The sequence below is a fragment of the Burkholderia sp. MSMB1826 genome, from assembly GCF_001526325.1.
Classification (GTDB): domain Bacteria; phylum Pseudomonadota; class Gammaproteobacteria; order Burkholderiales; family Burkholderiaceae; genus Burkholderia.
Window position 1 is genome coordinate 217,594 of record NZ_LOYN01000047.1, and the last position, 12,832, is coordinate 230,425.

A 12,832-nucleotide genomic window follows, 5' to 3' on the forward strand; every position below is an offset into this window, starting at 1 on the left:
GCAACGGCCCCGCCGGTTCGTGCCGGCGGGGCTTTTTTTATCGTGGCGCGTGGCGCAAACGTGCGCGCGTCAGCGCTGCGCCTGCATCAGCGGCGGGCGGCGGTCGAACCACGGCCGCGCCTGTTCGAGCTGCCGCGCGAGCCGGAGCAGCAACGCGTCGTCGGCATGGCGCGCGGCGAACTGCACGCCGATCGGCAGCCCGCGCGCATTCCAGTACAGCGGCACCGACATCGCCGGCTGGCCGGTCAGGTTGAACAGCTCGGTGCAGCCGGCCCACGCGAACGCCTTCTCCGACGACTTCGCGAGCATTTCCTTCAGCAGCGGTTTCACCGGCAGCGCGGCGAGCAGCTTCATCTGCGCGGATTCGAACGGCGTCGGCTGCAATTCGCCGATCTTCACCGGCGGCCCGGCGAGCGACGCGCACAGGATCGCGTCGTAGCGCGACACGAGGCCGGCGACCTGCACGGTGAGCTGGCGCTGCCATTCGAGCACGTCGGGCAGCCGCGTGCGCGCGAGGCGGCGACCGACCACGGCCATCGCCCAGGTCGCGGCCTCGAACTCGCCGCGCCGCGGCGTGCGACCGGTCAGTTCGCGCGCGCCGAGCACCATGTCCTCGGCGATCGTCGCCCACAGCGTCAGGAAGGTTTCGGCCGCGCGCGCGTAGTCGATTGGCAGCGTCGCCGGCTCGACGTGATGGCCGAGCGATTCGAGCAGCGCGACCGCATCGTCGAGCGCCGCGCGCGTGTCGTCGGCGAGCGCCGGCGCGAGCATCGGATCGACGACGAGGCCGATCCGCAGCGGGCCGGGCGGCGTATCGAGCGCGCCGAGGAAGGTGCCGGGCGCGCCGGGCGGCAGTGTCTGGCCGGTCGTCACGTCGAGCAGCAGCGCACTGTCGCGCACGCTGCGCGACACCGCGTGCTGGACGACGAGTTCGCCGTTCGACGGCAGGTCGACGAGCACCGGGTTGCGGCTCGGCTTCAGGCCGAACAGCCCGCAGCACGACGCCGGAATGCGGATCGAGCCGCCGCCGTCGGACGCATGCGCGATCGGCACGATGCCGGCCGCGACGGCCGCCGCCGCGCCGCCGCTCGAACCGCCGGGTGTGTGATCGAGGTTCCACGGGTTGCGGCACGCACCGAACAGTTCCGGTTCCGTGTACGGCATCTGGCCGATCTCGGACGTGTTGGTTTTGCCGAATACGTTGAGGCCCGCCGCGCGGCTGCGGGCGATCACCGGCGAATCGTCGGCCGGCACGAAGTAACGGTAGTGCCGGCTGCCCATCGACAGCGGCAGCCCGGCGACCGCCGCGCCGAGATCCTTGACGAGATACGGGACGCCCGCGAACGGCGCGTCGGCGCCCGGCTCGGGCGCGGCCGCCGCCCGCTGGCGCGCGGCTTCGTAGTCCTGCAGCACGATCGCGTTGATCGCGCCGTTGACCGCTTCGGCCTGGCCGATCGCGGCGTCGAGCAGCTCGCGCGGGCTGGCGCGGCGTTCGCGCACGAGCGCGGCGAGGCCGACTGCATCATGCGCGAGATAGTCCGAGTGCATCGCGGCCCCCCGTTGTCACGCGTGGAGATGGTGCGAGCATAACGCGGGCCCGGCGTGGCGGGCCCGCGGCCGTGTCTTTTTTAGAGGTGCTCGGCGAGGAAGGTCAGCGTGCGGCCGTGCGCGAGCGCCGCCGCGCGCTGGTTGTACGATGCGCGGTCCGTGCAGTTGAAGCCGTGCTCGGCGCCCGGGTACACGTGGAACGACGCATCGCCGTGGCCGGCAAACGCGGCCTTCACCTGGTCGACGGCGGTGAGCGGAATGGCGTGGTCGTTTTCCGCGTAGTGGAACAGGATCGGCTGTTTGATCTGGCCGGCGAGATCGAGCGCGTTGTGGATGCCGCCGCCGTAATAGGACACCGCCGCGTCGAGCTTGCCGGTCGCCGCCGCGCGGTACGCGAGCTGGCCGCCGAAGCAGTAGCCGATCGCGGCGAGCTTGCCGCCCACTTCGGGGCGCGCGCGCAACGCGTCGGCCGCCGCGCCGATGTCGGCGACCGCGAGACCCACGTCGGTCTTCTTCATCAGCTCGATGCCCTTGTCGCGATCCGCGCCGTCGTAGGTCAGCTCGACGCGCGGCTGCGTGCGCCAGAACACGTCCGGCGCGAGCGCGACGAAGCCGTCGGCCGCATACTGGTCGGCGACCGCGCGGATATGCGCGTTCACGCCGAAGATTTCCTGGATGATGATGACGGCAGGGCCCCTGCCGCGCTTGGGCAGTGCAAGATAGCCGCCGAAGCTGTCGTTACCGGTCGGGATGTCGATCCATTGGGCAGTCACGTTTTGAACTCCTGGCGTACGGGGTGCGCGAGGCGCCCCGGGGAATGAATAGAGGGCGGCCTAGTGTGCCACCGATCGTCCGGTGCTGCAGCGCGCGCGGCCGCTTCTCGCGCAGCGATCGTTTCGATCTCGATTATTCATTTTTCGGCGCCGGCCCGCTTCGATACAGTCGATGTGTCGACCTTTACAAAGCGCTTTCGCGCATCGTCTTCGAAGGATTCGCCATGTCTGCCCGCTCGTTTTCCACGCCCTTTTCCGAACGCTTCGGCCTGCGCCTGCCGCTCGTGCAGGCGCCGATGGTCGGCGCGACCACGACCGCGATGGTCGCGGCCGCGTCGAACGCCGGTGCGCTCGGCAGCCTCGGCGCCGGCGCGCTCGCGCCCGAACGTATCGAAGCCGAAGTCGCCGCGATCCGCGCGGCGACCGATCGCCCGTTCGCGATCAACCTGTTCGTGCTGCCCGATGAAGCCGCGCCCGACGCGGCGACCGTCGCGCGCGCGCTGGCCGCAATCGATCCGCTGAACGCCACGCTCGGCTTGCCGCCGGGCACGGCGCCCGCGCGCTACGCGCCCGATTTCCGCGCGCAGCTCGATGCGCTCGTTGCGCTGCGCGTGCCGGTCGCGAGCTTCACGTTCGGCGTGCTCGACGCGGCCGACGTCGCACGCCTGAAAGCCGCCGGCACGTATGTGATCGGCACCGCGACGCACGTGGCCGAAGGGCTCGCGTGGCAGGCGGCCGGCGCCGACGCGATCTCCGCGCAGGGCGCCGAGGCGGGCGGCCATCGCGGCACCTTCATCGGTTCCGCCGCCGATGCGTTGATCGGCACGCTCGCGCTCGTGCCGCAGCTCGTCGACGCGACGGGCCTGCCCGTGCTCGCCGCGGGCGGGATCATGGACGGCCGCGGCATCGCGGCCGTGCTCGCGCTCGGCGCGCAGGGCGCGCAACTCGGCACCGCGTTCCTCACGTGCGCGGAAAGCGCGATCGCGGCGGACTGGAAGGCGCGGCTGCTCGCGAGCGCCGATACGTCGACGCAGGTCACGCGCGCGATCACCGGCCGTCATGCACGTGGGCTGCGCAACGCGTTGATGGCGCGGCTCGGCGAGCACGTCGCGGACGTCGCACCGTATCCGATACAGAACGCGCTGACCCAGCCGCTGCGCCAGGCCGCCGCGCGTGCGAACGACGGCGACTACCTGTCGCTGTGGGCCGGACAGGGCGCGCCGCTCGCGCGGCGGCGCGGCGATGCGCTGACGACGTCGCAACTGGTCGCCGCGCTCGACGCGGAATGGCGTGCAGCGGCCGCCTGACCGCTGCTTCATCCGCCAGAACGATCGATACCGGACGACGAAACGCGCGTGGTGTCACGCGCGTTTCATTCAACGATCCAGGGCACAAAATACCGAATCGAAATGCCCTCGCGAATAGGTTGAAACGACCTTTCGAAAGTCTCTTCCGACTTAGCGGAAACCCTTATCCGTCGGGGCTCGCAGCGCTATTCGAATCATCCTTCCAAAGCGTGCATATCGGTAGTGTTACCACTACCCCAAAAAAGTCCCACAAATTAATTTGATCACCTACACTTGCGCGCAAGTACGGGCGGGCGGCCGCTAAAAGCGGCGGTTTTCACGTGCTTGAGGCCAAGTGCATGAACGATGCAACCGGCGAATCGTCCAGTGATGGCAAACACGGGGATGGCAGCGGGGCACCGGGCGATGGCGTTTTTTGGGACCGAACTGGAGACTTACATGAATATCAAGATGCAAAAGCTGTTGCCGATCACCGCAGCGGCGATGCTGTGCGCTGCAGCTGCAAGCAACGCGTCCGCCGATCAAGTCGTCAAGATCGGCCACGTCGCGCCGTTGACGGGCGGCATTGCACACCTGGGCAAGGACAACGAAAACGGCGCGCGTCTCGCCGTCGAGGAAATCAACGCGAAGGGTCTCACGATCGGCGGCCAGAAGATCACGCTGCAACTCGATCCGCAGGATGACGCCGCCGACCCGCGGCAGGCGACGCAGGTTGCGCAGAAGCTCGTCGACGACAAGGTCGTCGCGGTGGTCGGCCACCTGAACTCGGGCACGTCGATCCCGGCCTCGAAGATCTACAGCGATGCGGGCATCGTGCAGATCTCGCCGTCGGCGACCAACCCGGCGTACACGCAGCAAGGCTTCAAGACCACCTACCGCGTGGTCGCGACCGATGCGCAGCAGGGCCCGGCACTGGCGAACTACGCGCACTCGAAGGGGATCAAGAGCGTGGCGGTGGTCGACGATTCGACCGCGTATGGCCAGGGTCTCGCGAACGAGTTCGAGAAGAAGGCGAAGGCGCTCGGCCTGAAGGTGATGTCGCACGACGCGACGAACGACAAGGCGGTCGACTTCCGCGCGATTCTGACCAAGATCAAGGGCGAGAACCCGGACGCGATCATGTACGGCGGCATGGACGCCACCGGCGGCCCGTTCGCGAAACAGGCGAAGCAGCTCGGCCTGCGCGCGAAGATCTTCGCGGGCGACGGCGTGTGCACGGAGAAGCTGGCCGACCTGGCCGGCGACGCGACCGACAACGTCGTGTGCTCGGAGGCCGGTGCATCGCTCGAGAAGATGCCGGGCGGTGCCGCGTTCAAGGCGAAGTACGAGAAGCGCTTCGGCCAGCCGATCCAGATCTACGCACCGTTCACGTATGACGCCGTGTACATCATCGCCGACGCGATGAAGCGCGCGGACTCGACGGACCCGGCGAAGATCCTCGCGGCGATGCCGGCGACGAAGTACACGGGCGTGATCGGCACGACGACCTTCGACTCGAAGGGCGACCTGCAGCACGGCGTGATCTCGCTGTACAACTACAAGAGCGGCAAGAAGTCGCTGCTCGACGAAGTGAAGATGTAACGCGACCAGCGGTCAACAGCAGGGGTGAAAGCGCGCATGCGGCCACGCAGGCGCGCTTTCTTTTTGGGCCGGCGTGCGCTGCCGCGCCGTCAGATTTTCAGGTGCGCGAGCACCCTTGGCGCGACGAGCGCGACGAGCGCCGCGCACAGCGCGACGACCGACAGGCCGATCGTCAGGTTCGCGGCCTGCGCGACCGCGCCGATCACGACCGGACCGAACAGCAGCCCGAAATACGCGAGCCCGGCCACGTGCGCGAGCCCTTCGGCCGCATGGATGCCTTTCACGCGCGCGGCGGCCGCGAACAGCACGGGCATCATGTTGGCCAGCCCGAGGCCCATCAGCGTGAAACCCGTCAGCACCGCGACCGGATTCGGCAGCAGCAGCGCGCCGATCATCCCCGCGCACGCGAGCGACGCACTCGCGAACACGAGCTGCGGCGCGCCGAAGCGGGCGCGCACGGCGTCGCCCGCGAAGCGCGCGACGGCCATCCCGCCGGAGAACGCCGCGTACGCGGCGCTCGCGAGCGCCGGGCTCGCCGCGACCACGTCGCGCATGTAGACCGTCGCCCAGTCGTACATCGCGCCTTCGGCGACCAGCGCGATCAGCGCGATGCCGCCGAGCATCCACAGAGCGGGCGAGCGCCAGCGGTTGCCGCCGCCGTGCGCCTGTTCGTGATGCGGCACGTGCGGCAGCACGGCCGGGCTCGCGGCCACGAGCACCGCGGCGCTCACCGCCGCCGCGAGCGCGAGATGCGCGACCGGCGCCATGCCGGCCGACAGCAGCGCGCCGCCGGCCGCCGCGCCGGCCATCCCGCCGATGCTGAACATCCCGTGCAGCGACGACATGATCGGCTTGCCGAGCGCGATTTCGACCGCGCTGGCCTCGGCGTTCATCGCGACGTCGAGCGTCGCCATCGAGAAGCCGAACAGCGCGAGCACCGGAAGCAGCATCCAGTAGTCGGGCACGACGAGGATCAGCGCCGCGCACGCGGACATCACGAGCCCGCCGGCGAGGCACGCGGTGCGCGAGCCGACGCGCGCGATCCAGCGCGCGATGGTCAGCATCGCGGCGATCGATCCGCCGGCGACCGCGAACAGCGCGATCGACAGCAGCCCGGGGCTCAGCGCGAACTTGTCGCGCACGGTCGGCACGTGCACGCCCCACGACGCGTACATCATGCCGGCGACGAAGAACAGCGCCATCGACGCCGTGCGCGCACGCTGGCGGGCGGGCAGCGGCAGCACGCGATGCGCGTCGGGCGGCGCGGCGAACGGGGACGACGATTCGGGAGAGGAGGATTCGGACACGGGAAGGCTCGCCAGGAAAATGCGCGGGCGCACACGGCGCCCGTCGGATCTGTCCGATTCTATCGAACCGCTTACGTTCTTGCCGGGCGATGGCCGTTCGGTCGATGCTCGGGCGATCGGGCCATCCTGCGGCGGCGGCCCGGTGTCGCATCGGCCGTTCTTTGGCCGTTCGGCCGATGCGCAGCGTACGGCGAGCGCGGGTAACATCGATGCGATGCCCGCCGCGCCGCCTTTCGACCGCAGGAGTTCCCCTTGAACATCGATCCCGCCTTCGCCTTGCATCTGCTGCACCGCTGCGCGCTCGGCACGCTCGCCACCCATGCGCGCGAACCGCAGGGCTTCCCGTACCCGACGGTCGTGCCGTTTGCACCCGATGCAAGCCATCGGCCTGTGATCCTGGTGAGCGGCCTGGCCGAGCACACGCGCAATCTCGCCGCCGATCCGCGTGCGGGTTTCCTCGTCGTCGATGCGAGCGGCGGCGAGGTCCTGAATGCCGAGCGCGCGACGCTGCTGGGCCGGTTCGTGCCGCTCGGCGACGATCCGCACGTCACCGCGCGTTACCTGCGCTACGAACCGGACGCCGCGCGCTATCTCGCGCTCGGCGATTTCGCGTTCTGGGCGCTCGAGATCGAGCGGCTGCGCTATATCGGCGGGTTCGGGCGGATGGGCTGGGTCGACGGCACGCATCTCGATGCGCTGCCGCCGCTCGCTTTCGACGACGAACAGGCGCTGTGGCGTGCCTACGAGGCGAGCGACGCATACCGCGACGGGCTCGACCTGCTCGGCGTCGATCGTCATGGCGCAGACTGGCGATGCGACGGGCGCCGCGTGCGCACGCCGTTCGAGTCGCCTTCGGTCGATACCGGTGCGCTGCACGAGCGGCTGATCGCCTGCGCAAAGGATGTGACGTGACGTCACGGGTCAGGGATTTGTCCGTTTAGCAAACTGCGTCATGTGGTTTTTGCAAAACTGTCGTCCGATGAAAGCTTTGATTTTCTCGAATGCAGGGTAATTGCGTATGTTGATAGACCGAATAGTCGATCGCTAATGTCCTAATCTCTATGCAGGAGCGTAAAAATTTGAGAAAAGGCCGCGGCCGGTCAAAATGACATGCGCGAATTCCAATTGGCCTCGGGATTTTCATGAATCTCGCTTCTATCAAATCTTTTTTGTGCTAATCTCTGCCTTCGAAAATCCGAGGCACATATATTTCATGAATGGTGAGCTGGCTGCAGACCGGCGCCATTGGTCAGATAGATAGAAAGGGAAACTATGTCTTCTTACAAGGACCTGCTGGCCCAGCGGGAGAAGCTGGAGAAGCAAATCGAAGAAGCGAAGTCGCGTGAATACGCTGAAGTGCTGAATGACGTGAAGCAGAAAATTGCCGACTACGGCTTTTCGCTCGCCGAACTCGGTCTCAGCCGCGCGAAGGCCGGCAAGGTCGGTCGTCCGCGCGCAGGCGTGGCCGCCAAATACCGCGATCCGGAAACGGGCGCGACGTGGTCGGGGCGTGGCAAGCCGCCGCGCTGGATCGCCGGCAAGAACCGCGATCAGTTTGCGATTTAAACGTTCGTTTAAGTTGCTCGCTCTTCAAGAGAGCCGCGTGTCCGTCGAGGAGCGCGGCTTTTTTGTTTCCGGACACCGGCAGCGCCCGGCTGCGCCGTCATGAAAACGTAAGCATGTGTCGCGTGAATGAAAATGCGACACGTTCGTATAAGCGGTTGATTTAAATGAGAAATTTGTGGGTATTGGCTGGGCTCGCGGGGCGCCTTTGATAGAATTACGACTCGCACACCGATATCTCATATTTCATGTCCACGTTTTCCGGCGACGCGCAGAGCGCGGATAAGCACGCAGTCGCGCGCAAGAGCACGCTCGTCAGTATTGTCCTGAATGTCGTGCTTGCGACATTTCAGATCGTCGTCGGCGTGATTGCGCATTCGCAGGCATTGATTGCCGACGGTGTGCATTCGATTTCCGATTTGATCTCGGATTTTGTCGTGCTGGTTGCGAATCGGCATAGCGGCGCATCGCCGGATGCCGACCACAATTACGGCCATAGCCGCTACGAGACGGTCGCGTCGCTGTTTCTCGGCGCGATCCTGATTGCGGTCGGTATCGGCATGCTCTGGCGCGCCGGCGACCGCCTCGTTAATCTCGAAAACATTCCGGCCGTGCATTTTTCCGCGCTGATCGTTGCGCTGACGGTGCTCGTGTCGAAGGAAGCGTTGTTCCGCTACATGCTGCGCGAAGCGCGGCGCGTGCGCTCGGCGATGCTCGTCGCCAACGCGTGGCATGCGCGTTCGGATGCCGCGTCGTCGCTCGTCGTCGCGATCGGCATCGTCGGCAGTCTGGCCGGGGTGCGGCTGCTCGACCCGATCGCGGCGGCGATTGTCGGCTTCATGGTCGCGCGCATGGGCTGGACGTTCGGCTATGACGCGTTGCAGGACCTCTCCGACCGCGCGCTCGATACGGCCGACACGGCCGAAATCCGCGCGCTGCTCGCCGCGACGCCCGGCGTGCGCGACGTGCACGACCTGCGCACGCGCAAGATGGGCGATGCCGCGCTCGTCGATGCGCACATCCTCGTCGATCCGAAGATCTCCGTCTCCGAAGGGCATTACATCGCCGAGACCGCGCGGGCGCGCGTGCTGTCCGACCCGCGCGTGCTGGATGCGCTGATCCATGTCGACCCCGAGAACGACGCGGCGCGCCGTCCGGCGCTCGCGCTGCCGCCGCGCGGCGAGCTCGCGGCCCGGCTCGAGGCCGCGCTCGCGCAGCGCGGGTTGCACGCGGCGGCGATCAACCTGCATTACCTGAGTACGGGGCTCGAGGTCGACGTGACGCTCGACAGCGACCCGCGCGACGCCGATGCGGCGCTGGCCGGGCGGCTCGACGTCGAGACGCTGAAGCGCGAGTTCGGTGCGCGCCGGATCGGCTTCACGCGCACGTTGCCCGTGCAGACCTGACCGGGCAGCCGGCAGCCGCGAACGCGGCCGGCCGCAGACGCGGGCCCGCGCGTTACAGCGGCAGTTGCGTGTCGAACTTGATTTCGCGCAGCACGACGCTCGTGCGCACCTGCGACACGGCCGGAATCTTGAAGATGCGTTCGTGCAGGAACACGTCGTAGGCCTTGATGTCCGGTGCGACGATCTTGAGGATGTAATCGGCTTCGCCGGTCGTGCTGTAGCACTCGGTGACTTCCGGGCAGGTCGCGATCTCGCGCTCGAACTGCTCGACGCCGCCTTCGTTGTGGCGCGTCAGGTGCACGTGCGCGAGCGCGCAGACGTGCAGGCCGAGCTTCTCGCGATCGAGCAGCGCCGTGTAGCGCTGGATCACGCCCGACTGTTCCATGTCCTTGATGCGGCGCCAGCACGGTGTGCTCGACAGACCGACCTGATCGGAGATTTCCTGAACGGAACGGCGCGCGTCGAGCTGCAACAGGCGAAGGATTTTTTGCGAAAAGGAATCGAGCGTCACCTGCGCCTCCATGCGGCAGCTACAACACGCTGAATGTTAGAGGGCCGGGGAAGGAAAGGCAATCTGGCGACGCGCCGTTGAGCGAGATTCGCTAATTTGCTCGCGGATCCGTGGGATTTTGTCCCGCCCCCGCGCGATCCGACCGATCGGTATCCGACACGGCCAGGCCCGCGAGCGCGGCCTGCTGACGGCGCAGGTCGGCGAGCATGTTGCAGAAGAGTGCGCCTTGCTCGATCGCGTCGTCGAGCGCGACGTGCGTGTGCGGATGGTCGTCGAACCAGTGCTTCGGAAAGCGCGGCTTGATCGCCTTGCGGTACGGCAGGCCCGTCATCGCGAACGCGAGCGTCTTGATGTCGAGCGCCGACCACGAGAACGGGCAGCGCCCCGCGAAACGCATCATGTACCAGAACATGAACGTGAAATCGAAGCCGGCCGGCATCGCGACGAACACCGGCTTGCCGGGCAGCGCTTCGACCCATTCGACGTAGGCGACCAGCGCCGTCTCGGGCGTCTGCAGGTCGCGCCGGCACGCGGCCCACGCTTCGGGTTCGGTTTTCCACCAGGCCTCCTGCACCGGGTGCGCGTGCGCGCCGGGCAGGGTCTCGAGGTTTGCCGAGAACGTCGCGATCAGCTGCTTGTCCTCGGTATAGGCGGCCGACGCGAAGCTCAGCATCGAGTGCGGACCGGGAATCGGGCCGTCGGCTTCGACGTCGGTGCTGACGTAAATTTCCGGGATGGCGGTCTGGTTCATCCGAATACCTTGTCCGACACGAACGGGTTCGTGCGGCGCTCGTCGCCGAACGTCGACACCGGGCCGTGACCGGGCACGAACGTGACGTCGTCGCCGAGCGGCCACAGCTTTTCCTTGATCGAACGGACGAGATCCTCGTGATTGCCGCGCGGGAAATCGGTCCGGCCGATCGAGCCCGCGAACAGCACGTCGCCGACGATCGCGACGCGATGCGCGCGGCTGAAGAACACGACGTGGCCGGGCGTGTGACCCGGGCAGTGATAGACCTCGAGCGTCTCGTTGCCGAACTGCACGGTGTCGCCGTCGTTCAGCCACCGGTCGGGCTCGAAGCTGTCGGCGGCCGGAAAGCCGAAGCGTTCGCTCTGCATCGGCAGCTTCTCGATCCAGAAGCGCTCTTCTTCCTGAGGCCCCTCGATCGGCACGCCGTAGCGCGTCGCGAGCGTCTTCGCGCCCGCGCAGTGATCGATGTGCCCGTGCGTGAGCAGCACCTTCTCGACCTGCACGTTCTGCCGCGCGACTTCCTGTTCGATCCGGTCGAGATCGCCGCCCGGATCGACGACGGCGGCGCGGCCCGTCTTCTCGCAGACGAGCAGCGAGCAGTTCTGCTGGAACGGTGTGACCGGAATGAGCGTGACTTTCATGGAGGCACCGGCGGCTAAAAGGACCGATTGTACCGGTCGCGCGCGCCGCCTGCCGTGCGTGCGACGCATGCCGCGGCGTGCGGATGAGGGCATTCCCGGAGCATGCCGATTGTTACAGCCATAGCGAGAATCAATGGTCCGCAGGGGGTGCTTTTCGAGACAAGGTTTTGATTTATGTATAATGCGCCCCATTGCGCGTGAATTTCACGCAATTCGCTGGTGTTTCGGCCCCGTTAAACGAGGCATCCGATTCACCGTCAAGCATCGGCCGCCGGGGAGTCCCGGCGGTGTATCCAGCACCGAGCATTCGGTGCTCACGTCTTGTCCGGCCGGGTGCTGCGCGCCCGTCTGCGGCCCTGCTGCCGCGCCGCCGGATGAGGCCTGTGCCGCCGTTCCTGTGCGTTGGTCGTATCGACGCGCGCGAACGTGAAGCCATGTTCGATGGCGGCATGTGGGGTCTGGTCAGGCTGTTGGGGACAGGTTGCGCCAGACGTGAAAGCTAATCAGGACGGTTGCGGCCTAGACGAACGCCGCGCCCATGCTAGCCGCCTGCTCGCACTCGAGCGGGGCGTGCACGCATTTGCCGTCCGGGCCGCATCGCTGCGTTGTGAAGCAGCGTTGTATCGATGCGGCCCGAACCAGAAGGCGACACGTCGATGAATTTACGTTTTCCGAGCCGATTCGGAACCATTGCATTATTTTTTGCGCTGACGGGCTGTGCGGTGCCACCCAGCCAGACCACCGGCAGCGTGAGCCAGAAGAAGGCGGTCGACAAGACGGCCGCCGCCGCGAAGGCGGACGACGACAAGCAGCCGCTCAATTTCGATTCCGCGCTGGCATCGATGCCGGCTGCCGACAGCAAGGACGCGAAGAAGTCGTCGCTGGCGGACGCCGAGCCGATCGACGGCAAGGACGTATCCGATTTCCGCCAGACCGGCCGCGCATCGTGGTACGGGCGGGATTTCCACGGCCGCCGCACCGCGAACGGCGAGCGCTTCAACATGAATGCGTTCACCGCCGCGCACCGCACGCTGCCGCTGTCGTCGTACATCAAGGTGACGAACGCATCGACCGGCAAGTGGGTCGTCGTGAAGGTCAACGATCGCGGGCCGTTCAAGCGCGGCCGCGTGCTCGACCTGTCGTACGCGGCGGCCAAGGTGATCGGCCTCGTGCACGCCGGCACGGGCCGCGTGAAGATCGAAGGGCTGTCGCCGCAGGAAGCGCGCGAGGCGCGCGACGAAATGTTCGCGTCGATCTCGGCGAAGTAACGCGGCGGATCGTCCGCTCATGCACGAAGGGCTGCCTGCCGGCAGCCCTTTGTCGTTGTGCGCCCAGCATGGGCGCACTCCTGCGGGTGCAAGTCCCGCCATAAGCTGGTCACAGCGAATGAAGTGAAGCGCAACTGCATGAGGGCGACCGAATGTGGAGAGGAAGCGTGGAGCGT

The 12,832-nt window shown here is 67.0% G+C and carries 12 protein-coding genes; 6 read left to right on the forward strand and 6 right to left on the reverse strand.

What is annotated here, in order from left to right; translation table 11 throughout:
- Positions 1-69 precede the first annotated feature (69 nt).
- Both WS95_RS27560 and WS95_RS27565 read right to left on the reverse strand, forming a co-directional pair.
- Positions 70-1,548: an amidase gene (locus WS95_RS27560; protein ID WP_059827182.1), complete on the reverse strand. Its 1,479-nt coding sequence runs from the start codon at positions 1,546-1,548 to the stop codon at positions 70-72.
- Between the two features lie 80 nt (positions 1,549-1,628).
- Complete coding sequence (locus WS95_RS27565; RefSeq protein ID WP_059827184.1) at positions 1,629-2,321, reverse strand: dienelactone hydrolase family protein; 693 nt, start codon at positions 2,319-2,321, stop codon at positions 1,629-1,631.
- A gap of 224 nt (positions 2,322-2,545) precedes the next feature.
- On the opposite strand from WS95_RS27565, the gene WS95_RS27570 reads away from it, so the two are divergent.
- Positions 2,546-3,628 (forward strand): NAD(P)H-dependent flavin oxidoreductase, encoded by a 1,083-nt coding sequence (locus tag WS95_RS27570; RefSeq protein ID WP_059827207.1) that lies wholly within the window; start codon positions 2,546-2,548, stop codon positions 3,626-3,628.
- A 438-nt stretch (positions 3,629-4,066) separates the two neighbouring features.
- Positions 4,067-5,209, forward strand: coding sequence for a branched-chain amino acid ABC transporter substrate-binding protein (locus WS95_RS27575; protein ID WP_034209563.1), 1,143 nt, complete (start codon positions 4,067-4,069; stop codon positions 5,207-5,209).
- An 89-nt stretch (positions 5,210-5,298) separates the two neighbouring features.
- Here the strand turns inward: WS95_RS27575 and WS95_RS27580 are convergent, their stop codons facing one another.
- Positions 5,299-6,516, reverse strand: coding sequence for an MFS transporter (locus tag WS95_RS27580; protein WP_059780473.1), 1,218 nt, complete (start codon positions 6,514-6,516; stop codon positions 5,299-5,301).
- Positions 6,517-6,768: 252 nt separating this feature from the next.
- Here WS95_RS27580 and WS95_RS27585 point away from each other — a divergent pair, with 252 nt between their 5' ends.
- The 3 genes from WS95_RS27585 to WS95_RS27595 all read left to right on the forward strand — a co-directional run bounded on the left by WS95_RS27585 (position 6,769) and on the right by WS95_RS27595 (position 9,485).
- Positions 6,769-7,428 (forward strand): HugZ family pyridoxamine 5'-phosphate oxidase, encoded by a 660-nt coding sequence (locus WS95_RS27585; RefSeq protein ID WP_059827186.1) that lies wholly within the window; start codon positions 6,769-6,771, stop codon positions 7,426-7,428.
- Between the two features lie 360 nt (positions 7,429-7,788).
- Positions 7,789-8,082, forward strand: a complete 294-nt coding sequence (locus WS95_RS27590; protein ID WP_034209561.1) for an H-NS histone family protein — start codon at positions 7,789-7,791, stop codon at positions 8,080-8,082.
- A 245-nt stretch (positions 8,083-8,327) separates the two neighbouring features.
- A complete protein-coding gene (locus tag WS95_RS27595; protein WP_034209560.1) occupies positions 8,328-9,485 on the forward strand; it encodes a cation diffusion facilitator family transporter in 1,158 nt (385 codons plus the stop codon).
- 52 nt (positions 9,486-9,537) lie between these two features.
- On the opposite strand, the gene WS95_RS27600 is transcribed toward WS95_RS27595, so the two are convergent.
- The 3 genes from WS95_RS27600 to WS95_RS27610 all read right to left on the reverse strand — a co-directional run bounded on the left by WS95_RS27600 (position 9,538) and on the right by WS95_RS27610 (position 11,388).
- On the reverse strand, positions 9,538-10,008 hold the full coding sequence (locus WS95_RS27600; protein ID WP_006477376.1) for an Lrp/AsnC family transcriptional regulator: 471 nt from the start codon (positions 10,006-10,008) through the stop codon (positions 9,538-9,540).
- A gap of 79 nt (positions 10,009-10,087) precedes the next feature.
- Positions 10,088-10,747, reverse strand: coding sequence for an exonuclease (locus WS95_RS27605; RefSeq protein ID WP_034209559.1), 660 nt, complete (start codon positions 10,745-10,747; stop codon positions 10,088-10,090).
- The gene (locus tag WS95_RS27610; protein ID WP_059827188.1) at positions 10,744-11,388 is read right to left on the reverse strand and encodes an MBL fold metallo-hydrolase; all 645 of its coding nucleotides are present in this window, start codon (positions 11,386-11,388) and stop codon (positions 10,744-10,746) included. Before WS95_RS27610 ends, WS95_RS27605 begins: the two co-directional genes overlap by 4 nt.
- 656 nt (positions 11,389-12,044) lie before the next feature.
- Here WS95_RS27610 and WS95_RS27615 point away from each other — a divergent pair.
- The gene (locus WS95_RS27615; protein ID WP_034209557.1) at positions 12,045-12,656 is read left to right on the forward strand and encodes a septal ring lytic transglycosylase RlpA family protein; all 612 of its coding nucleotides are present in this window, start codon (positions 12,045-12,047) and stop codon (positions 12,654-12,656) included.
- Positions 12,657-12,832: the final 176 nt, after the last annotated feature.

Bases quoted from the DNA above. Each gene is read 5' to 3' on its own strand.
- WS95_RS27560 (WP_059827182.1), bottom strand. From the start codon at position 1,548: ATGCACTCGGACTATCTCGCGCATGATGCAGTCGGCCTCGCCGCGCTC.
- WS95_RS27570 (WP_059827207.1), top strand. From the start codon at position 2,546: ATGTCTGCCCGCTCGTTTTCCACGCCCTTTTCCGAACGCTTCGGCCTG.
- WS95_RS27575 (WP_034209563.1), top strand. From the start codon at position 4,067: ATGAATATCAAGATGCAAAAGCTGTTGCCGATCACCGCAGCGGCGATG.
- WS95_RS27590 (WP_034209561.1), top strand. From the start codon at position 7,789: ATGTCTTCTTACAAGGACCTGCTGGCCCAGCGGGAGAAGCTGGAGAAG.
- WS95_RS27595 (WP_034209560.1), top strand. From the start codon at position 8,328: ATGTCCACGTTTTCCGGCGACGCGCAGAGCGCGGATAAGCACGCAGTC.
- WS95_RS27600 (WP_006477376.1), bottom strand. From the start codon at position 10,008: ATGGAGGCGCAGGTGACGCTCGATTCCTTTTCGCAAAAAATCCTTCGC.
- WS95_RS27605 (WP_034209559.1), bottom strand. From the start codon at position 10,747: ATGAACCAGACCGCCATCCCGGAAATTTACGTCAGCACCGACGTCGAA.
- WS95_RS27610 (WP_059827188.1), bottom strand. From the start codon at position 11,388: ATGAAAGTCACGCTCATTCCGGTCACACCGTTCCAGCAGAACTGCTCG.
- WS95_RS27615 (WP_034209557.1), top strand. From the start codon at position 12,045: ATGAATTTACGTTTTCCGAGCCGATTCGGAACCATTGCATTATTTTTT.